At 59.4% G+C, this 20,601-nt stretch carries 20 protein-coding genes; 13 read left to right on the top strand and 7 right to left on the bottom strand.

Going from position 1 to position 20,601, the window contains the following annotated elements; translation table 11 throughout:
• Positions 1-31 precede the first annotated feature (31 nt).
• The 3 genes from purE (at position 32) to mnmH (ending at position 2,793) form a co-directional block, all read left to right on the top strand.
• Positions 32-541: a 5-(carboxyamino)imidazole ribonucleotide mutase gene (gene purE / locus HMPREF3096_RS00975; RefSeq protein WP_004151322.1), complete on the top strand. Its 510-nt coding sequence runs from the start codon at positions 32-34 to the stop codon at positions 539-541.
• Positions 538-1,605: a 5-(carboxyamino)imidazole ribonucleotide synthase gene (purK, locus tag HMPREF3096_RS00970; RefSeq protein ID WP_032729471.1), complete on the top strand. Its 1,068-nt coding sequence runs from the start codon at positions 538-540 to the stop codon at positions 1,603-1,605. The genes purE and purK overlap by 4 nt, the downstream gene beginning before the upstream one ends.
• Before the next feature lie 111 nt (positions 1,606-1,716).
• On the top strand, positions 1,717-2,793 hold the full coding sequence (gene mnmH / locus HMPREF3096_RS00965; protein WP_012542651.1) for a tRNA 2-selenouridine(34) synthase MnmH: 1,077 nt from the start codon (positions 1,717-1,719) through the stop codon (positions 2,791-2,793).
• A gap of 106 nt (positions 2,794-2,899) precedes the next feature.
• On the opposite strand, the gene HMPREF3096_RS00960 is transcribed toward mnmH, so the two are convergent.
• Positions 2,900-4,045, bottom strand: coding sequence for a porin (locus tag HMPREF3096_RS00960; protein WP_016160408.1), 1,146 nt, complete (start codon positions 4,043-4,045; stop codon positions 2,900-2,902).
• A 91-nt stretch (positions 4,046-4,136) separates the two neighbouring features.
• On the opposite strand from HMPREF3096_RS00960, the gene HMPREF3096_RS30715 reads away from it, so the two are divergent.
• Positions 4,137-4,265 (top strand): hypothetical protein, encoded by a 129-nt coding sequence (locus HMPREF3096_RS30715; RefSeq protein WP_046882284.1) that lies wholly within the window; start codon positions 4,137-4,139, stop codon positions 4,263-4,265.
• Here HMPREF3096_RS30715 and ybbP read toward each other — a convergent pair.
• Both ybbP and ybbA read right to left on the bottom strand, forming a co-directional pair.
• A complete protein-coding gene (gene ybbP / locus HMPREF3096_RS00955; RefSeq protein ID WP_032729469.1) occupies positions 4,227-6,641 on the bottom strand; it encodes a putative ABC transporter permease subunit YbbP in 2,415 nt (804 codons plus the stop codon). The genes HMPREF3096_RS30715 and ybbP overlap by 39 nt on opposite strands.
• Positions 6,638-7,324: a putative ABC transporter ATP-binding protein YbbA gene (gene ybbA, locus HMPREF3096_RS00950; protein WP_008805463.1), complete on the bottom strand. Its 687-nt coding sequence runs from the start codon at positions 7,322-7,324 to the stop codon at positions 6,638-6,640. Before ybbA ends, ybbP begins: the two co-directional genes overlap by 4 nt.
• Between ybbA and tesA the strand changes: the two genes are divergently transcribed.
• From tesA to HMPREF3096_RS00935, 3 genes are read left to right on the top strand one after another with little or no spacing between them, the layout of a single operon-like run.
• Positions 7,295-7,918: a multifunctional acyl-CoA thioesterase I/protease I/lysophospholipase L1 gene (tesA, locus tag HMPREF3096_RS00945; RefSeq protein WP_032691134.1), complete on the top strand. Its 624-nt coding sequence runs from the start codon at positions 7,295-7,297 to the stop codon at positions 7,916-7,918. The two genes, ybbA and tesA, sit on opposite strands and share 30 nt — an antisense overlap.
• The gene (locus HMPREF3096_RS00940; protein WP_009484702.1) at positions 7,908-8,717 is read left to right on the top strand and encodes an SDR family oxidoreductase; all 810 of its coding nucleotides are present in this window, start codon (positions 7,908-7,910) and stop codon (positions 8,715-8,717) included. The genes tesA and HMPREF3096_RS00940 overlap by 11 nt, the downstream gene beginning before the upstream one ends.
• Before the next feature lie 58 nt (positions 8,718-8,775).
• Positions 8,776-9,630, top strand: a complete 855-nt coding sequence (locus tag HMPREF3096_RS00935) for a co-chaperone YbbN (protein WP_008805461.1) — start codon at positions 8,776-8,778, stop codon at positions 9,628-9,630.
• Positions 9,631-9,726: 96 nt separating this feature from the next.
• Here the strand turns inward: HMPREF3096_RS00935 and fetB are convergent, their stop codons facing one another.
• Positions 9,727-10,509, bottom strand: a complete 783-nt coding sequence (gene fetB, locus HMPREF3096_RS00930) for an iron efflux ABC transporter permease subunit FetB (protein ID WP_008805460.1) — start codon at positions 10,507-10,509, stop codon at positions 9,727-9,729.
• A complete protein-coding gene (fetA, locus tag HMPREF3096_RS00925) occupies positions 10,496-11,173 on the bottom strand; it encodes an iron efflux ABC transporter ATP-binding subunit FetA (protein WP_012968804.1) in 678 nt (225 codons plus the stop codon). The genes fetB and fetA overlap by 14 nt, the downstream gene beginning before the upstream one ends.
• A gap of 140 nt (positions 11,174-11,313) precedes the next feature.
• Here fetA and HMPREF3096_RS00920 point away from each other — a divergent pair, with 140 nt between their 5' ends.
• Together HMPREF3096_RS00920 and HMPREF3096_RS00915 are read left to right on the top strand one after the other, a co-directional pair.
• On the top strand, positions 11,314-12,231 hold the full coding sequence (locus HMPREF3096_RS00920; protein ID WP_002892258.1) for an SPFH domain-containing protein: 918 nt from the start codon (positions 11,314-11,316) through the stop codon (positions 12,229-12,231).
• Positions 12,228-12,686 (top strand): NfeD family protein, encoded by a 459-nt coding sequence (locus HMPREF3096_RS00915; RefSeq protein ID WP_008805458.1) that lies wholly within the window; start codon positions 12,228-12,230, stop codon positions 12,684-12,686. The genes HMPREF3096_RS00920 and HMPREF3096_RS00915 overlap by 4 nt, the downstream gene beginning before the upstream one ends.
• Here the strand turns inward: HMPREF3096_RS00915 and cueR are convergent.
• Positions 12,683-13,093: a Cu(I)-responsive transcriptional regulator gene (gene cueR / locus HMPREF3096_RS00910; protein ID WP_032729466.1), complete on the bottom strand. Its 411-nt coding sequence runs from the start codon at positions 13,091-13,093 to the stop codon at positions 12,683-12,685. The genes HMPREF3096_RS00915 and cueR overlap by 4 nt on opposite strands.
• 106 nt (positions 13,094-13,199) lie before the next feature.
• Between cueR and copA the strand changes: the two genes are divergently transcribed.
• From copA to ybaK, 3 genes are all read left to right on the top strand, one after another.
• On the top strand, positions 13,200-15,701 hold the full coding sequence (copA, locus tag HMPREF3096_RS00905; RefSeq protein ID WP_032730958.1) for a copper-exporting P-type ATPase CopA: 2,502 nt from the start codon (positions 13,200-13,202) through the stop codon (positions 15,699-15,701).
• 130 nt (positions 15,702-15,831) lie between these two features.
• Complete coding sequence (locus HMPREF3096_RS00900) at positions 15,832-16,626, top strand: TraB/GumN family protein (RefSeq protein ID WP_012542659.1); 795 nt, start codon at positions 15,832-15,834, stop codon at positions 16,624-16,626.
• A gap of 201 nt (positions 16,627-16,827) precedes the next feature.
• Positions 16,828-17,307 carry a Cys-tRNA(Pro)/Cys-tRNA(Cys) deacylase YbaK gene (gene ybaK / locus HMPREF3096_RS00895; RefSeq protein WP_004204728.1) on the top strand — a complete coding sequence of 160 codons (480 nt, stop codon included), beginning with the start codon at positions 16,828-16,830 and terminating at the stop codon, positions 17,305-17,307.
• 105 nt (positions 17,308-17,412) lie between these two features.
• Here the strand turns inward: ybaK and ushA are convergent, their stop codons facing one another.
• Entirely contained in the window at positions 17,413-19,065 is a 1,653-nt protein-coding gene (ushA, locus tag HMPREF3096_RS00890; RefSeq protein WP_012542660.1) for a bifunctional UDP-sugar hydrolase/5'-nucleotidase UshA, read from the bottom strand.
• 269 nt (positions 19,066-19,334) lie between these two features.
• Between ushA and HMPREF3096_RS00885 the strand changes: the two genes are divergently transcribed.
• Positions 19,335-20,555, top strand: a complete 1,221-nt coding sequence (locus tag HMPREF3096_RS00885) for an MFS transporter (protein ID WP_008805454.1) — start codon at positions 19,335-19,337, stop codon at positions 20,553-20,555.
• The last annotated feature ends 46 nt before the right edge of the window (positions 20,556-20,601 follow it).

Below are 20,601 nucleotides of genomic sequence, written 5' to 3'. Positions count from 1 at the left end.
GTGAAACACACCCACAGGAGTTTTAAGACGCATGTCTTCCCGCAATAATTCGGCGCGTATCGCCATCGTGATGGGGTCCAAAAGCGACTGGGCTACCATGCAATTTACCGCAGAAATCCTTGATGCCCTGAACGTTCCGTACCATGTCGAAGTGGTCTCCGCCCACCGTACGCCTGATAAGCTGTTCAGCTTTGCTGAAAGCGCCGAGAGCCACGGTTATCAGGTGATTATTGCAGGGGCAGGCGGCGCGGCGCATCTGCCGGGCATGATTGCGGCGAAAACCCTGGTGCCGGTGCTCGGCGTACCGGTTCAGAGCGCGGCCTTAAGCGGTGTCGACAGCCTCTACTCCATTGTGCAAATGCCGCGCGGCATTCCGGTCGGTACGCTGGCTATCGGCAAAGCTGGCGCAGCGAACGCCGGCCTGCTCGCCGCACAGATCCTTGCCCAACATGATGCCGAACTGCACCAGCGCCTGAGCGCCTGGCGTCAGGCACAAACCGATGAAGTGCTGGATAACCCGGATCCGCGGGGTGCGGCATGAAACAGGTATGCGTGCTCGGTAACGGTCAGTTAGGCCGCATGCTGCGCCAGGCCGGTGAGCCGCTGGGCATCGCCGTCTGGCCGGTCGGCCTGGAAGCCGACCCGGAAGCGGTGCCGTTCCAGCAGAGTGTCATCACGGCAGAAATTGAACGCTGGCCGGAAACCGCCCTCACCCGCGAGCTGGCCCGCCATCCGGCGTTCGTCAACCGCGATGTCTTCCCAATTATCGCCGACCGCCTGACGCAAAAGCAGCTATTCGACAAGCTTGGCCTCGCCACTGCCCCGTGGCAGCTGCTGGCGGATAAAAGCGAATGGCCGACGGTGTTTGCTCGTCTCGGCGAGCTGGCGATCGTTAAGCGTCGCGTCGGCGGCTACGACGGCCGCGGCCAGTGGCGCCTGCGCGCTGACGAAACCGCGCAACTCCCGGAGGATAACTACGGCGAGTGCATCGTCGAGCAGGGGATTAACTTCTCCGGCGAAGTGTCGCTGGTGGGCGCCCGCGCTCATGACGGTAGCACCGTCTTCTACCCGCTGACCCGCAACCTGCATCAGGACGGTATTCTGCGCGCCAGCGTGGCCTTCCCGCAGGCCAATGCCCGCCAGCAGGAACAAGCGGAAAGCATGCTGACGGCGATCATGAACGAGCTGAACTACGTCGGCGTGATGGCGATGGAGTGCTTCGTCACCGCCGAGGGGCTGCTGATCAACGAGCTGGCGCCGCGCGTGCACAACAGCGGCCACTGGACGCAAAATGGCGCCTCCATCAGCCAGTTTGAACTGCATCTGCGAGCGATTACCGACCTGCCGCTGCCGCCGCCGGTGGTCAACAGCCCGTCGGTAATGATCAACCTGATCGGCACCGATCTCAACTACGACTGGCTGAAGCTGCCGCTGGTGCACCTGCACTGGTACGATAAAGAGGTGCGTCCGGGTCGCAAAGTCGGGCACCTGAACCTCACCGACAGCGATACCGATCGCCTGAGCGCGACGCTGGAAGCGATCAAGCCGCTGCTGCCGCCGGAGTACACCAGCGGCCTGTTCTGGGCGCAATCGCAGCTCAGCTAAGCCCTGCGTGCCGGGGATTTGATCTATCCCCTTCCCCGGCACACCTTGAGGCGCGTACAATCCCCCCCTTGCTGTAAAGCCCATTTCTGTTTTGACTTCAGAGGATACCCCATGACCAATGGGACGGATTATCGCGCCATTCTCGCCAGCGATACGCCACTGATTGACGTACGCGCCCCGGTGGAGTTTAGCCAAAGCGCGATGCCGGCGGCGATCAACCTGCCGCTGATGAATGATGAAGAACGCGCCGCGGTCGGCACCTGCTACAAGCGTCAGGGGCCAGAGGCGGCGCTGGCGCTCGGCCATAAGCTGGTTGATGGCGACCTGCGCGCCAGCCGGATCCAGGCGTGGCTGGAAGCGTGCGCCCGTTACCCGCACGGTTACCTGTGCTGCGCCCGCGGCGGCCAGCGATCGCATATCGTCCAGCAGTGGCTGAAAGACGCTGGCGTGGAGTACCCCCTGATCGTCGGCGGCTATAAAGCGCTACGCCAGGCGGCGATCCAGGCCACCGACGAACTGGTGCAGCGCCCGATTGTGCTGATTGGCGGCTGCACCGGCAATGGCAAAACTCAGCTGGTCTGCTCGCGACCGGACGGTATCGATCTGGAAGGGCTTGCCCATCACCGCGGTTCTTCATTCGGTCGAACCCTGCAGGATCAGCACCCGCAGGCCACCTTTGAAAACCATCTGGCGGTCAGCCTGCTTAAAAAAGCCGAACAGCAGACCCGCTGGGTGCTGGAAGATGAAGGCCATATGATCGGTGCCAACCATCTGCCGGAGTGCCTGCGCCTCCGCATGGCGCAATCGCCGCTGGCGGTGGTGGAAGATCCATTTGACGTTCGCCTCGAACGGCTGCGCGAAGAGTACTTCGATCGCATGTATCGCGACTTCATCGCCGCGTATGGCGAAGAGAAAGGCTGGCTGGCATACGGCGAGTACCTCCATCATGGTCTGTTTGCCATCCGCCGTCGCCTGGGGCTGCAGCGTTTTGCTCAGCTGACTGAACGGCTCGACGCGGCGCTGGCGCAGCAGCAGCGCACCGCCAGCACCGAGGCGCACTTCGCCTGGCTGGTGCCGCTGCTGGAAGAATACTACGACCCGATGTATCGCTATCAGTTGGGGAAAAAAGCCGGGAAGATCCTGTTTCGCGGCAACTGGCAGGAGGTCGCCGCCTGGCTGGCGAAGTAATCGCATGCGCTATTGTCCCGGCTTGCGGCGTAAACGCCTTAGCCGGGCTACCGCTCGGCGCGATTTGTAGCCCCGGTAGCGCAGCGCGACCGGGGGTTGTGACCGCTTAGAAGTCGTAGCGCAGACGCACCAGGTTCATATCCCCCAGGTTGTCGGTGCTGGAGGTAAACACGTGTTCGTAGTCAACGCGGAAACCGTAATCCAGCTGGAAGCTGATCCCCAGACCGTTATCGATACGCTGGTAGTTGCGGCCATTCACGTACTGCAGGCGGTCGCCCATAAAGTACGGCTGAATAGATTTAACAGCGTATTGATTGATCGGGAATTTATAGCCCGCAAAATATTCAATCCCCCAGGCGTCGCCGGCGAAGTAGTTATGCACATCGGTTTTTTTGGTGGTGAGGAAGTTCTGATACCAGCCGCCGCCGAAGGAGAAGGTCCAGTTATCCGGGGTCCAGCTCAGCGCGGTACCGACGATGTTCTGGTCATAGGTTTTGCTGTCGGCGCTTGACGGGTCGCGCATTTCGGCGCGGGTATAGTTCCACGCGGTACCCCAGGTCAGGTCCTTCATGATGTGGTAGTCCGCACCAACAGAACCGCCGCCTTTACGCTTGTAGCGCAGGCCGTTGCCAGGCAGATACTCACTATCTTCGAACAGATAAGAGCCGTATAGATCGACATCACCCACGGTTTTCTTATATTTCAGCATATTCCGTGAACGATAGGAGCCATCGTAATCGCCGTTAATACCGTTTCCCGGGGCCTGGCCGATCATGTCGTAGTCCCAGATATCGGTTTTCACCCCCACCACATCATAGTAAATGCTGTTCTGCTGCCCGTAGGTTAATGTGCCCCAGGTATCGCTTTTCAGGCCGGTATACAGCATGCGGCGGGTGGTATTGTTTGCGCCTTCCGCGTAGTGGTTATCCCAGTCAAACAGTGCCGGAATGTTCACCCCCAGTTCGTAGTAGCTAATCCAGCTAATATCATCGAACAGGTAGTAATCCGCCGCGAAGCGGAAACGGGTGCCACCGTCGAAACCGTTACGCTTATAGGATCCTTTATCACCATCACCGCTCATCATGTTGAACTGCGGACGAATACTCCCGCCGACGGTAAAGTTAAGCCGGCTTAACGGATCGCCCGCCTGCGGATCTTGTTTCAGCAGCGTGATCTCCGCGTGGGAAGCAAATGAAGCGAACACCAGTGTTGCGCCGATCGAGACCGCCAGCGCTTTTATTTTATGTGCCATAGTTTTTCCTTGATTAATAAGCAACCTTATATTTACCAGCTGAATATTAACCGCGAATCAGTACAGCGTGTTGTCGGTTTTTTAATGTTTTGTGCGCTTAAAAATCAATGAGTTATCAATTTGTGCGCTTAAAATAAAAGCGCCGCCAAAAACGGCGGCGCATCATCGAAATGCAATAATCTTACTGGCTAAACTGGCGGAACAACGCTTTCCCTTTTAACAAACGCAGCCCCAGCCCGCCGCCGCACAGAGATAACAACACCGCTCCCGTCAGCGGCAGCATCACCCACAAGCGCCAGTCCGGCGTCCAGGGGAAATCAAATACTTTCGTCTGCAGCATCGCCAGCGCCACTTCCGCGCCTATCGCCGCCACCAGTCCGGAAACCAGCCCCAGCAGGGCAAACTCCGCCCACAGCGTGGCGCGCAGCAGCGATTTCCCGGCCCCCAGCGTGCGCCAGACCACCAGCTCCTGATGCCGCTGGCGCATACCGACCTGGACCTGCGCCAGCAACAGCAGCACGCCGCAGGCCGTGACCAGGCCCACCATCACCTCCAGCGCCCGGCTGACCTGGGAGAGCACCTGGCCGACCTGACGCAGGATGGCGCCGATATCCAACAGGCTAACGGTGGGAAACTCGCGGTTCAACTGGGTCAACATCGCGGGACCTTTATCCCAGCGGAAGCTGGTGAGCCAGCTCTGCGGCTGCCCGTCCAGCGCCCCGGAGGGGAAAATAAAGAAGAAGTTGGGCCGCAGGCTCTCCCAGTCAACTTTGCGCACGCTGCTGACCTTCGCGCTGAAGTCCTGAGTATCGCCGGTAAAGGTCACCGTATCGCCGATCTTCACCCCCAGCCGCTGCGCCAGTCCCTCTTCAATCGATACCTCGCCCGGCTTCGGCGGCCAGCTACCGGCCACCAGCGGATTATGATCCGGACGCTGTTCGCTCCAGGTGAGATTAAGCTCGCGATTCAGCGCTTCGTCTTTGTTCCCGTCCGTGGAGTGACCGTTGATCTGCGTCAGACGAGCCCGGACGATCGGATAAAATTCCGCCGCCCGGGTCTGGTGTTCGGCGAGGAAAGTCTTCACCGGCATTATCTGCTCAGGGGCGATATTGATCAGAAAGTAGTTCGGGCTTTCCGGGGGCAACTGCTGCTGCCAGCGGTCAAGCAGATCGCCGCGCAGCACCAACAGCAGCGCCAACAGCATAAACGACAGGGAAAACGCCGCCAGCTGGCTGAGGGTCGACCACGGCTGGCGCAGCAGGCGGTTCACCGCCAGACGCAGCGGCAAGGCTTTGAGCGTCAGGCGTTTGAGCAGCCACAGCAATCCCCAGCCCACCAGGCCGCACAGCAGCGCCAGCACCACCGCCCCGGCCAGCACCGACCACAGCAGCGGGCTGCCGCCCATCAGCCAGGCCAGCCCGCCGACCACCACCGCGCAGACCACAGGAATATAGTGTTTCAGCGGCCAGACGTTAGCCACCACATCCTGACGCAGCACTCGCAGCGGCAGGGTCGCCAGCAGCAGTCGATACGGCCGCAGGCCCACCAGCAGGGAAATGACGCCTGTCGCCCCGATAGCCCACAGCCACGGCCAACCGCTGGCAGCGGGTAGCGCGGCGGGTAGCACCGGTTTGAGCATCAACAGCAGCAGGCGCTCCAGCGCCAGGCCCACGACCCCGCCGCTTATTACCGACAGCGTCAGCAGCAGCAGCCACTGGCCGACGATGAGCTTGCGCAGCTGCGCCCGCCCGGCGCCCAGCGTCTTCAAAATTGCGACCAGATCGTAGCGACTGCGGCAGTAGTGGCTCATCGCCACGGCGATCGCGGCAACGGCCAGCAGCAGCGTCAACAGCGCGGATAACAGCAGGAATTGCTGCGAGCGCTCAAGGGATTTGCCCAGCGCGCTGTCGTCCTGTTCAAGGCCAGTCCAGCGATGTTCCGCGCCGAGCTTCGGCAGCAGCCATTGTTCATAATCCGCCAGCTGTTGCGCGTTACCGGCGAACTTATAGCGCCATGCGACGCGACTGCCGGGCTGCACGGCCCCGGTTTTTGCCACGTCAGCCATATTCATCATCAGTCGCGGCGCCATCTGGAAGGGGTTAAACCCTGCATCCGGCTCCTGAATCACTTCCCCGGCAATGCGCAGCGTGGCATCGCCAACGTCAATCGTATCGCCGGTTTTCAGGTTCAGGAGCGCCATCAGCCTTGGCGCCAGCAGCACGCTCCCCGCCTGCGGCTTCAGCCCCGGCGGCTGCGTCTCGAGGGTGCCATACAGCGGATAACGGTCGTCCACCGCCTTAACGTCCGCCAGCTGCGGCGTATCACCGGCGAACGTCATGGTGGCGAAGCTCAGCTGCTCGCCGACGGTCAGCCCTGACTTCCGCGCTTGCGCGATCCACTCGGCGGGTACCTCGCGCGAACTGCGCAGCGTACGGTCGCCGGCCATAAACTCACGGCTTTGCTGGCTAAGGCCTTTCTCCATCCGATCGCTTATCGACCCCAGGGCCAGCACGCAGGCCACGGCGAGGCTTAACGCCAGCCAAACGATCAGCAGCGACGGCGAGCGCCATTCGCGCCAGAACCAGCGGGCGATCATGCTTCCTCCCGCAGTTGGCCATCCACCAGGCGCAGACGGCGGTCGCAGCGCGCCGCCAGCAGCGGATCGTGAGTGACGAGGATCAGGGTGGTGCCGTGTTCGCGATTAAGCGAGAACAGCAGATCGGCAATTTTGTCCCCGGTCTGGCGATCGAGGTTGCCGGTGGGCTCATCGGCGAACAGGAGGGCCGGGCGCCCGTTGAAGGCCCGGGCCAGCGCCACCCGCTGCTGTTCGCCGCCGGAGAGCTGCGCCGGCAGGTGGTGCAGGCGTTTGCCAAGCCCCAACTGCTCAAGCAGCGCGCGGGCATCGCCCTGGCTCTCACTGTCGCTGGCGCCGCGCAGCAGCGCCGGCAGCTCGACGTTCTCCAGGGCGTTGAGCGTCGGGATGAGCATAAACGACTGAAAAACAAAGCCAACGTGCTGCGCCCGCAGCGCCGCCCGCGCCTCCTCATCCATCCGATGCAGCGGTTTGCCCAGCATCGAGACTTCCCCGCTGCTTCCATCGTCCAGGCCAGCGAGGATCGCCAGCAGGGTCGATTTACCGGAACCTGACTCGCCGATCAGGGCGATGGTCTGCCGCGGTTTGACAACCAGCTCAACTCCGGTAAGGATGGAGAGCTGATGCTCTCCCTGACCGACGGACTTCTTAAGATGATGAACTTCAAGTATGTTTTCCGCTGGCATGTGCCTTTCCTGTTTTTGTTCCTGTTTACCTGCCGCGCAATGGCGGCGGACACGCTGCTGATCCTCGGCGACAGCCTGAGCGCTGGCTATCGAATGGCGGCCAACGCCGCCTGGCCTGCGCTGCTCAATGAGAAGTGGCAGGCGAAAACACCGGTGGTGAACGCCAGCATCAGCGGCGATACCTCGCAGCAGGGGCTGGCCCGCCTGCCAGCGCTGCTTAAGCAGCATCAGCCGCGCTGGGTGCTGGTTGAGCTCGGCGGCAATGACGGGCTGCGCGGTTTTCCGCCACAGCAGACCGAGCAAACACTGCGCACCATTATTAAAGATATCAAAGCGGCCAACGCCGAGCCGCTGCTGATGCAAATTCACCTGCCGGCGAACTATGGCCGCCGCTATAATGAAGCCTTCGGCGCGATTTACCCGGCCCTGGCCAAAGAGTTCGGTATTCCTCTCCTGCCTTTTTTTATGGAGGAGGTCTATCTCAAACCGCAATGGATGCAGGACGACGGCATTCACCCAAATCGCGACGCGCAGCCGTTTATCGCCGACTGGATGGCGAACCGGCTGGCTCCCTTAGTTAATCATGACTCCTGAACGCCAGGGGTCGCTGACAGGTAAAGTTATGCAAAAAACGGTTTTAGTGACAGGCTGTTCCAGCGGAATTGGTCTGGAAAGCGCGCTGGATTTAACCCGCCAGGGCTTTCGCGTGCTGGCGGCCTGCCGCAAAGCGGAGGATGTCGCGCGGATGCAGGAGCTGGGGCTAACCGGTATTTTGCTCGATCTGGATGACCCACAGAGCGTGGAGCGCGCAGCGGCGGAGGTGATTGCGCTGACCGATAATCGTCTCTATGGCCTGTTCAATAACGCCGGTTATGGCGTCTATGGCCCGCTGAACACCATCAGCCGCCAGCAGATGGAACAGCAGTTTTCCGCCAACTTTTTCGGCGCGCATCAGCTGACCATGCTGCTGCTGCCGGCGATGACGCCGCACGGCGAAGGGCGCATCGTGATGACCTCCTCGGTGATGGGGCTTATCGCCAGTCCCGGTCGCGGGGCCTATGCCGCCAGTAAATACGCCCTCGAGGCGTGGTCCGATGCGCTACGCATGGAATTGCGCCACAGTGGTATTCAGGTCAGCCTGATTGAACCGGGCCCGATCCGCACCCGCTTTACCGATAACGTCAACCAGACGCAAAGCGATAAACCCGTAGAAAATCCGGGCATTGCCGCCCGCTTTACCCTCGGACCGGAGGCGGTGGTGGAAAAAGTGCGCCACGCTTTTACCAGCGATAAGCCAAAGCTGCGCTACCCGGTCACTCTGGTGACTCACGCGGTGGCGCTGCTCAAACGCCTGCTGCCTGCCCGCGCGATGGACAAAATTATCCACGGCTGAGTTGAAGCGCGGCATGCCGCCCCCATGTAAAACAGAAATCGACTAACGAGAAATGCCCATGTCCGAACAGAATATTGTCAATATTAGCGAAGCGAACCTGCAGCAGACGCTACAGCAGTCCATGAACGTCCCGGTGCTGTTTTATTTCTGGTCTGCCCGCAGCCAGCACTGCGAACAACTGACCCCAGTCCTCGAGCGCCTGGCCGCCCAGTATAACGGCCAGTTCACGCTGGCGAAGGTCGATTGCGACGCCGAGCAAATGCTCGCTTCACAGTTTGGTCTGCGCGCCATCCCTACAGTTTATCTGTTCCAGAACGGCCAGCCGGTGGACGGTTTTGAAGGCCCGCAGCCGGAGGAAGCGATTCGCGCCCTGCTGGATAAAGTCCTGCCGCGTGAAGAGGAGCTGAAAGCCCAGCAGGCGCTGGCCCTGATGCAGGAAGAAAAATACGCCGAGGCATTACCGCTGCTGAAGGAAGCCTGGCAGCTGTCGAATCAGGACAGCCAGATTGGTCTGCTGCTGGCGGAAACGCTGATTGCCCTGCACCGTTCCGATGAAGCGGAAAGCGTGCTGAAAACCATCCCGCTGCAGGATCAGGACACCCACTATCAGGGTCTGGTGGCGCAGATTGAGCTGCTCAAACAGGCCGCCGACACCCCGGAAATTCAGCAGTTGCAGCAGCAGGTGGAACAGAATCCGGACGATGCGCAGCTGGCCTCCCAGCTGGCGCTGCAGCTGCATCAGGTCGGGCGTAATGAAGAAGCGCTGGCGCTGCTGTTCAGCCATCTGCAGAAGGATTTAGGCGCCGGCGATGGCCAGGCGCGCAAGATGCTGCAGGAGATCCTCGCCGCCCTCGGTACCGGCGATGCGCTGGCCGCCAAATACCGCCGCCAGCTGTATTCGCTGCTGTACTAATCAGAGGCGCTGACCCGGATAGCGCTACGCTTATCCGGGCTACAGATTACGCCGTGGTAGCCCGGGTAAGGCGTGAACGCCGCAACCCGGTATCGTTCATGGGTGCTTTTTCAGCTGCGTTACCACCAGCTGATGACGGGCATTGAAGAACTTCCGGTAGGTCAGATAGCCGGCGATAATCGTCGACAGGCTGGCGGTCGACAGCAGCATAAAGGTCACCATGATCTGGTACTTAATCGCCTTCACCGGGTCAATACCGGCAAAAATTAGCCCCGACATCATCCCAGGCAAGCTCACCAGCCCGACCGTTTTCGCTGAATCGACGGTGGGAATCAATGACGCGCGAATGCTCTCGCGAATCAGCCGCGCCGCAGCCATCTTCGGCGTCGCGCCGAGGCTCAGCTTCTCCTGAATCTGCTGCTGCTCGCTGCTGAAGCGCTGGCCCATATTGTTGTAGCACAGCCCCACCGCCACCATGGCGTTCCCGGCCACCATCCCGGCAATCGGGATCACCTGCATCGGCACGAAGGCGATCGACCCCGAAAAGACCAGTACCGCCAACGTTAGTCCAGCGCCAGTGGTAATAGCGATAAACGACGAGACAAAAGCTTTATCGATATATTTACTGCGCTTCTTCGCATTCCACGCCGCGTTAAAGCAGATAAACAGCACCATCAACAGCGTCAGAACCGCATGATTGACGTTAAAGATATATTTCAGCACATAGCCGACGATAATCAGCTGCACGATCGCCCGGCAAATACTCCAGATAATATCTTTTTCCAGTGCCAGTTTTTCCCGATAGCTGACCAGAATAGCGATCAGCACCAGCACCATCGACAGCGCCAGCGATTCGTTCGTAATGTTATGCCCGTTCATGCTGTACCTCCTGCAGGTTTCCGCCGGCAGGTTGCAGCGTAATCACTTCATCGGCATGCGAAATTTCGTTGCGATCGTGGGTGACCCACAGAACAGCGACCTGTTTTTCCGTCGCGTAGCCATGAATAATGTCATTCACATTCTGTTTATTACTTTCATCCAGCGCGCTGGTAATTTCGTCCAGCAGCAGCACGCGCGGCAGAAATTGTAAATTGCGGATCAGCGATACGCGCTGCTTTTCCCCGCCGGACAGTTCGTTAATAGACTTTTCCAGCATATTTTCGCCAAGGCCAAAGCGCTGCAGGTCAGCCACCAGCGCCTGCGGATCGGGTTGTTTGTTGCGGATCTGCCACGGAAAAATCAGGTTATCGTAGACTGAATCACCGAACAGCGCCGGCGTCTGCGCGCAGTAAGACACCTGCTGACGATAGGTTTCCGGCGACAGCGTCGCGATATCCACATCGTCAAAAAACAGGCGTCCGGAGGTTGGGCTGAGCAGCGAGGCGATAATCTTCAGCAAGGTGCTTTTCCCGCAGCCGGAAGGCCCGGTAATCAGCTTAAATTCTCCGGGTCTGAGCTGAAGAGTGATATTGTGTAAAATAACTGCGTCGTCGGTCTTAAACCCCACACCCTCGAGACGCAAAAGCGCGTTATTTTCCTTCATGAGTCTTCCTGATTATTTTCTGAAACACCGCTAGTTTACCCCACTTTCCTTTCTCCAGGATGAGGAGAAAGATATACTCAGTTTAAACATGCGCTATTTCCTTGTAGCGCCCCACCAGGCAACAAGACAGGAGGTTTTTGATGCTGATTTTTATTCCTATCCTTATTTTCGTCGCGCTGGTCATTGTGGCCGCGGCGGTGAAAATTGTCCCGCAAGGCTATCAGTGGACGGTAGAACGTTTTGGGCGCTTTACCCAGACGCTGCAGCCGGGATTAAGCTTAGTCGTGCCGTTTATGGACCGAATCGGCCGCAAAGTGAACATGATGGAGCAGGTGCTCGACATCCCCTCGCAGGAGGTTATCTCCCGGGATAACGCCAACGTCACCATCGACGCGGTCTGCTTTATTCAGGTGATTGACGCGCCAAAGGCCGCCTACGAGGTCAGCAATCTTGAGCAGGCGATCGTCAACCTGACGATGACCAATATCCGTACCGTGCTCGGCTCGATGGAGCTGGACGAAATGCTCTCCCAACGCGACAGCATTAACACCCGTCTGCTGCATATCGTTGACGACGCCACTAATCCGTGGGGAGTAAAAATCACCCGCGTCGAAATTCGCGACGTTCGCCCGCCGGCGGAGCTTATTGCCTCAATGAACGCCCAGATGAAAGCCGAACGTACCAAACGCGCCTATATCCTTGAGGCCGAAGGGGTGCGACAGGCGGAAATTCTGAAAGCGGAAGGGGAAAAGCAGTCGCAGATCCTCAAAGCCGAGGGGGAACGGCAGTCCGCTTTCCTGCAGGCCGAAGCTCGCGAACGTTCCGCCGAAGCGGAAGCCCGCGCCACTCAGATGGTCTCCTCGGCAATCGCCTCGGGCGATATTCAGGCGATCAACTACTTCGTGGCGCAGAAGTACACCGATGCGCTGCAGCAGATTGGCGCCGCTAACAACAGCAAAGTGGTGCTGATGCCGCTGGATGCCAGCAGCCTGATGGGATCGATCGCCGGGATCAGCGAGCTGATCAAAGAAGGCGCTGGCGATCGGAAAAAATCATGATCGACATGATCTTCGCCCATCCGCATCTGTTCTGGTTAAGCCTGGGCGGACTGCTGCTGGCGGCCGAGATGCTTGGCGGCAGCGGCTATCTGCTGTGGAGCGGCGTCGCTGGCGTGGTGACCGGCGCCCTGACCTGGCTCCTGCCGCTGAGCTGGGAATGGCAAGGGACGCTGTTTGCCGTTCTCACCCTGCTGGCGGCGTGGCTGTGGTCGAAATGGCTGCGCAAGCGGGTCAAAACGCAGCGCCCGGCCGATGCTCAGCTCAACCAGCGCGGTCAGCAACTGGTGGGCCGCCGCCTGACGCTGGATGCCCCGCTGGTAAACGGCCGCGGCCACGTACGCGTGGGCGACAGCTCCTGGCCAGTGATTGCCGATGAAGACCTCGCGGCGGGCAGCAAGGTTGAAGTGATTGCCGTAGAAGGGATTACGCTACGGATCAGACCCGCCGTCCGTTAAGCCTGCGCCTTGCGATGACAGCAGCCGGAAAGATTATCGATAATCGGGCACTCCGCGCTGTCGTCGCCGGGGCAGGATTCGGCCAGCGCCAGCAGGTGCGCGCGCATATTTTGCAGCTCGAGGATATGGTTCTCGATATCCGCCACTTTCTCCAGCGTGCGTTTTTTCACATCGGCGCTGTGCCGCGACGGGTCGTTGAACAAGGCCACCAGCTCGCGGCACTCTTCCAGGTTAAACCCCACCTGCCGCGCCTGGCGCAGCAGCGTCAGCTCATCGAGATGCTGCTGACTGTAGGTGCGGTAGCCGTTTTCGCTCCGCAACGGCGGCGTCACCAGCCCCTTCTCTTCGTAAAAACGAATCGCTTTGCTGGTTAAACCGGTTTTTTTCGCCACATCGCTGATATTCATTTTTTCTCCTTGACCTTCCCCTTGCTGGAAGGTTTAACCTTCTTAATACTCGATGAAAGAGTGGGTCTGGTCAATCGTTGACCGGAAAATTATTCAGGAGTTATTTATGTCTAACACTATCGACCTGACGCTGGATGGCCTCTCCTGCGGCCACTGCGTCAAACGCGTGAAAGAGAGTCTGGAGCAGCGTCCTGACGTTGAGCAAGCCGAGGTGACCCTCACTGAAGCCCATGTCACGGGCAGCGCCAGCGCGCAAGCGCTGATTGATACCGTGAAACAAGCCGGATACGGCGCGGAGCTCAGCCACCCAAAGGCTAAACCGCTGGCAGAATCATCAATCCCGTCGGAAGCACTGACAGCGGCCACTCCTGAGCTTCCGGCAGCCCATGACGAAGATGACAGTCAACAGCTGCTGATCAACGGCATGAGCTGCGCCAGCTGCGTCTCCCGGGTACAAAACGCGCTTGCCGCGGTGCCGGGCGTCTCACAGGCGCGGGTTAACCTGGCGGAACGCACGGCGCTGGTGATGGGCAGTGCGTCCGCCGCAGAATTAGTGCAGGCGGTGGAGAAAGCCGGCTATGGCGCGGAGGCGATCGAAGACGATCTGCAACGCCGCGAACGCCAGCAGGAAACCGCTATTGCTACGATGAAGCGTTTTCGCTGGCAGGCGATTGTCGCCCTGCTGGTCGGCGTGCCGGTGATGGTCTGGGGGATGATCGGCGATAACATGATGGTCAGCGACGACAACCGTTCGCTGTGGCTGGTCATCGGCCTTATCACCCTCGCCGTCATGGTCTTTGCCGGCGGCCACTTCTACCGCAGCGCGTGGAAAAGCCTGAAAAACGGCACCGCCACCATGGATACGCTGGTAGCGCTCGGCACCGGCGTCGCCTGGCTGTACTCGATGAGCGTCAACCTGTGGCCACAGTGGTTCCCGATGGAAGCCCGGCATCTGTATTACGAAGCCAGCGCGATGATTATCGGCCTGATTAACCTCGGCCATATGCTGGAGGCCCGCGCCCGCCAGCGCTCCTCGAAAGCGCTGGAGAAACTGCTCGATCTGACGCCACCTTCAGCCCGCGTGGTGACCCCTGAGGGGGAAAAGGATCTGCCGCTCGCGGAAGTTCAGGCGGGTATGACGCTGCGCCTGACCACCGGCGACCGCGTCCCGGTCGACGGCGTGATAAGCCAGGGCGAAGCCTGGTTTGATGAAGCGATGCTCACCGGCGAACCGGTGCCACAGCAAAAAGGCGATGGCGATGCCATTCACGCCGGCACCGTGGTGCAGGACGGCAGCGTGCTGTTCACCGCCAGCGCCGTCGGCAGCCAGACCACGCTGGCAAGAATTATCCGTATGGTGCGCCAGGCGCAGAGCAGCAAGCCGGAGATCGGCCAGCTGGCGGATAAAATCTCCGCCGTATTTGTTCCGGCGGTAGTCGCCATTGCGCTGATCAGCGCCGCGATCTGGTACGTCTTCGGCCCGGCGCCGCAGATCGTCTATACCCTGGTCATTGCCACCACGGTACTGATTATCGCCTGTCCGTGCGCGTTAGGCCTGGCGACGCCGATGTCGATTATCTCCGGCGTTGGCCGGGCGGCGGAGTACGGTGTGCTGGTGCGCGATGCCGATGCGCTGCAGCGCGCCAGTGAACTCGATACCCTGGTGTTCGATAAAACCGGCACCCTGACCGAAGGCAAGCCGCAGGTGGTGGCGGTGAAAACTTTCGCTGGCGTTGATGAGCATACCGCGCTGCGTCTTGCCGCCGCGCTGGAGCAGGGCTCAAGTCATCCGCTGGCGCGAGCGATCCTCGATAAAGCCGCCGACAGTTCGTTGCCGGAAGTGAGCGGCTTCCGCACCCTGCGCGGCCTTGGCGTCAGCGGCGAAGCGGAAGGTCATCGCCTGCTGCTCGGCAACCAGGCGCTGCTCAACGAGCAGCATATCAATACCGCCGACATAGAAAGCGAGATGACGGCGCAGGCCTCGCGCGGCGCCACGCCGGTGCTGCTGGCGGTGGATGGTCAGGCGGCCGCGCTGTTCGCCATCCGTGACCCGCTGCGCGAAGACAGCGTCGACGCCCTGGCCCGCCTGCATCGGCAGGGCTACCGGCTGGTGATGCTTACCGGGGATAACCCCACCACCGCGAAGGCCATCGCCAAAGAAGCCGGCATTGATGAAGTGATCGCTGGCGTGCTGCCGGACGGTAAAGCCGATGCCATTAAACGACTGCAGAGCCAGGGGCACAAAGTGGCGATGGTTGGCGACGGCATTAACGACGCTCCGGCGCTGGCCCAGGCCGATGTCGGGATCGCCATGGGCGGCGGCAGCGATGTCGCTATTGAAACCGCGGCGATCACCCTGATGCGCCATAGTCTTCACGGCGTGGCCGATGCGCTGGCGATTTCGAAGGCGACCTTACGCAATATGAAGCAGAACCTGCTGGGCGCGTTTGTCTACAACTCGCTGGGTATCCCGATTGCAGCCGGGATCCTCTGGCCGCTGACCGGCACCCTGCTCAATCCGGTGGTCGCCGGCGCGGCGATGGCGCTGTCGTCGATCACCGTGGTGAGTAACGCCAACCGCCTGCTGCGCTTTAAACCAAAAGAGTAAACGCCGTCAGATGAAACGGGCGCTGACGTTGTTCGGCGCCCGTTTTTTGCTGACACAAGAAAAGCCCGCCGGAAGGGTGACGTGTATCACCATATGCGCTAGCATGAAGTCCTCACACTTCGGAGCGCGTATGGGCCTGTTAAACCGGATAAAAATGCTGTGGCGAGCCGCCGTCGGCTCGTCTTATTCCTGGCCTGCGATGGATATCGTCCTGCCCGGCGAACGCTATTTGCACCTCGTCGGCAGCATCCATATGGGCACCCGCGACATGGCGCCGCCGCCAGCGAAGCTTCTGAAAAAAATACGCCAGGCCGATGCGTTAATCGTCGAGGCCGATATCAGCGGCAATGAAACCCCGTTTAGCAACCTTCCCTCTTACCCGCCGCTGGCAGAACGTCTGAGCGATGCGCAGTTGAGCGAGCTAGAGGCGCGAGCCGGCGAGCTGGGCCTGTCGGTCGGGCTGTTCGACAGCCAGCCGCTGTGGCAGGTGGCGATGGTGCTACAAGCCACCCAGGCGCAGAAGCTGGGACTGCGGCCGGATTACGGCATCGATTATCAGTTGCTGATGGCCGCCCGCGAGAGCAACATAACGGTGATGGAGCTGGAAGGCGCCGACAGCCAAATCGCGCTGCTGCGCGATCTGCCCGACGGGGGGATGGCGCTGCTGGAGGATACGCTGAGCCACTGGCGGACCAATGCCCGCCTGCTACAGGTGATGATCGGCTGGTGGCTGGAGCAACCGCCATCGCGCGGCGCGGTATCGCTGCCGACGACCTTCAGCCAGTCTTTGTATGATGTGCTGATGCACCAGCGCAATCTCGCCTGGCGCGAGACGCTGCTGGCCTTGCCGCCGGGGCGCTACGTGGTTGCCGTCGGCGCGCTGCACCTGTATGGCGAAGGGAATCTGCCGGATATGCTGACCTAAAAAAATGGCCAATATTGCTATTGGCCCGTCAAAGAGGAATTTCATCATTATTATTATCCCGGGATTTGCATCCCGGATCGTCTGATTGTCGCTCAAAGTGACCATCACTGCCAACACTATTGCGCAAGATGGTACTATTTTTTAGACAACCTGCGGGCGTATTCTGACGTCACGCAAAACCGGTTGGTAAGAAGGATAGCTATGACTCCCGCCGTTAAATTACTCGAAAAAAACAAAATCCCCTTTCAGATCCACAGTTACGATCACGATCCCAATGAGACCAACTTCGGAGATGAAGTGGTGCGCAAGCTCGGCCTCAATGCCGACCAGGTTTACAAGACCCTGCTGGTCGCCGTTAACGGCGATATGAAGCATCTGGCGGTCGCCGTCACCCCGGTCGCCGGGCAGCTGGATTTGAAGAAAGTGGCGAAAGCGCTGGGCGCCAAGAAAGTCGACATGGCCGACCCGATGGTGGCGCAGCGTATCACCGGCTATCTGGTGGGCGGCATCAGTCCGCTGGGGCAGAAGAAGCGCCTGCCGACGGTGATTGACGCTCCGGCGCAGGAATTTGCCACCATCTATATTTCCGGCGGCAAACGCGGTCTGGATATTGAGCTGGCGGCCAGCGATCTGGCGCAGCTTCTGGACGCGAAGTTCGCCGATATCGCCCGCCGCGATTGAGCACACCATCCCGGATAGCGGCGCACGCGCCTTATCCGGGTTATCCAACTCGTAGCCCCGGTAAGCGCAGCGCCACCGGGGAAATAGCCAACCTGAAGCTCAGACCTACTGCCAGCTCACCTCGCCTTTCGGCTCGTAGGCTGCCGCATCCAGCGGCGAGTTCTTCTCGATATACTCTTTCAGCACTTCGGCATCGATAAAGCCGGTATTCACATACCCGGGTTTATCGGCAATGTTCGGATAGCCATCGCCGCCGGTAGCGTTAAAGCTCAGCGTCGCCATCCGGTAGGTCTTCGCCGGATCCACCGGTTCGCCTTTGATTTTCAGATCGTTCAGTTTGCCATCTTTGGCTACAAAGCTGACGTTGGCAAACTGCGGATAGGCGCCGGAATCCGGCTTCATCTGCGCGACGGCGGTCAGGTAATCCACCACCTCCTTGCCGCTCATATCGACATAGGTCAGCACATTGCCGAACGGCTGGACCTTCATCACATCCTTATAGGTGATATCCCCCGCCTCGATCGAGTCGCGGATCCCACCGCCGCTCATCACCGCGAAATCCGCGTTGCTGCGCGCCATCTGCGCCGCCAGCAGCAGGTGCCCCATATTGGTCTGCACAAAGCGCACTTTACTGCGGTCGCCCTCCAGATGACCATTCACGCTACCGATTTTGACCTGCAGCTGCGCTTTGCCTTTGTTCTGGAATGGCGTCAGCAGCGACATCATCTGCGGGTTCTCTGCGATCTGCGGCGTATACAGCACCCGCTCGCTTTGGCCGTTATCGTAAGTCACTTTTTTCTTCAGGTTCACCGGGATCAACTGATAATGCACCAGCTTCATCTCGCCGTTGCGGAACTCAAAATCGGCGCGGCCGACGTATTTGCCCCACTCATGCGCCTGGACGATCCAGATGCCGTTCTGACGATCCGGCGCGCACGGGGTGCCTGGCACATAATCGACCTGCTTTTTATTTTCCGACGCCATGCATACCGGATCCTGCGAGTGACCGCCGACGATCATCGCCAGCGATCCCGCAGGTAAACTCCGCGCCATTTCAACGTCGCCCGGCGCGTTAGAGCCGTGGTTGCCATTGTCGTAATGGCCCATATGGGTGGTGGCCAGGATCACGTCCGGCTTTTCATTCTGCTGCAGCTCCTGGATCACCAGCTTCGCCTCTTCCGCCGGTTTGCGGAATTCGATATCGGTGAAATATTCCGGATTGCCAATCTTGGCCGTATCGTCGGTGGTTAAGCCAATCACCGCGATTTTCAGCCCGCCGCGCTTAAACAGCGCCCAGGGTTTGAACAGCCGTTCGCCGGTGCTTTTCTGATAAATATTGGCCGACAGGAACGGGAACTTAGCCCACTTTTCCTGCTGGCGCAGCACGCTCAGCGGATTATCAAATTCATGGTTCCCCACCGCCATTGCGTCGTAGCCGATCAGGTTCATGCCGCGAAAATCGGGCTCTGCATCCTGTAAATCAGACTCCGGCACGCCGGTATTAATATCGCCGCCGGATAACAGCAGGACGCTCCCCCCTTCCGCTGCCACTTCTTTCCGGATGCCATCGACCAACGTTTTCTGCGCCGCCAGACCATATTCGCCGTAGTCATTGCGCCAGAAATGGCCGTGATGATCGTTGGTGTGCAGGATGGTAATTTTATAGGTTTTATCCTGCTCATAGGCCTGTGCGGACAGGCTGCCCAGCGATAAGGCGGCAAATAACGCCAGCGCTACGCGATGTTTAAAATACTGCATGCTTCACTCCCTGACTTAATCCCAAGTGCCGAAAGTATAGCGAGTTAGTCGCGTTGACAAATATGTTTTCAGAATTGCGACTTCCTTCAACCCCTAAGGACAGGTATGTTAGTCGGATAATAATTCCACCTGCATCCTCTATACGCCTTCGCGTTGTATGGCATTGCGTCAGCCCGTTGGTTATATTTCCCATGTAGTAGCCGGGAAAATCAGGGTCGTCGCCATGGCGTAAAAATGACGAAAGCTATATAAAAAAGTGACGTGAACCTATGGCAATCAATCAGACCGCTCAACCCCTGTCCGGCCCCGCTGCGCCGCCGCAAAAAGCACGCACCTCGTTTGGCATCTTAGGCGCGATCAGCCTGTCCCATTTGCTTAACGATATGATCCAGTCGCTCATCCTTGCGATTTACCCACTGCTGCAGGCGGAGTTCTCCCTTACCTTCGTGCAGATCGGGATGATCACCCTCACCTTCCAGCTGACCTCATCGCTATTCCAGCCGGTGATTGGCTACATCACCGATAAACGCTCGATGCCGTGGTCGCTGCCGGTGGGCATGTGCTTCACCCTCTGCGGTTTGATTCTGCTGGCGCTGGCCGGGAGTTTCGGCATGGTGCTGCTGGCTGCCGCGCTGGTGGGTACCGGCTCCTCGGTTTTCCATCCGGAATCATCCCGCGTGGCGCGGATGGCCTCTGGCGGCCGTCACGGCCTGGCCCAGTCGCTGTTCCAGGTCGGCGGCAACTTCGGCAGCTCGCTTGGTCCATTGCTGGCGGCGGTGATTATCGCCCCCTATGGCAAAGGCAACGTCGCCTGGTTCGTGCTGGCCGCCCTGCTGGCTATTGTGGTGCTGTCGCAAATCAGCCGCTGGTATGCCGCACAGCACCGTATGAATAAAGGCAAACCGAAGCCGCTGATCGTTAATCCGCTGCCGCGCAATAAGGTGATTCTGGCGGTAGGTATTCTGCTGATGCTGATTTTCTCGAAATATTTCTATATGGCGAGCATTAGCAGCTATTACACCTTTTATCTGATGCATAAGTTCGGATTATCGGTGCAAAATGCCCAGCTTCATCTGTTTGCCTTCCTGTTCGCGGTTGCCGCCGGGACGGTAATCGGCGGGCCAGTTGGCGATAAAATTGGACGTAAATATGTGATTTGGGGCTCTATCCTCGGTGTGGCGCCGTTTACCCTCGTTTTACCCTACGCCAGCCTTGAATGGACGGGGATTTTAACGGTGATTATTGGTTTTATCCTCGCCTCGGCCTTTTCCGCTATCCTGGTCTATGCGCAGGAGCTGCTGCCGGGTCGAATCGGCATGGTTTCTGGCCTGTTCTTCGGCTTCGCCTTTGGCATGGGTGGCCTTGGCGCCGCGGTGCTGGGCCTGCTGGCGGACCATACCAGTATCGATCTGGTGTATAAAATCTGTGCCTTCCTGCCGCTGCTGGGTTTCCTGACGATATTTCTTCCTGATAACCGGCAAAAAGCCTGATTATCCGGCGGCCAAAGTGCAACGCTGGCCGCCGTTATCCCTTGCG

The organism is Klebsiella sp. HMSC25G12, assembly GCF_001807705.1.
GTDB lineage: Bacteria > Pseudomonadota > Gammaproteobacteria > Enterobacterales > Enterobacteriaceae > Klebsiella > Klebsiella variicola.
Note: the sequence above shows the minus strand (reverse complement) of the source record. Positions and strands in the feature narration are given on the sequence as shown.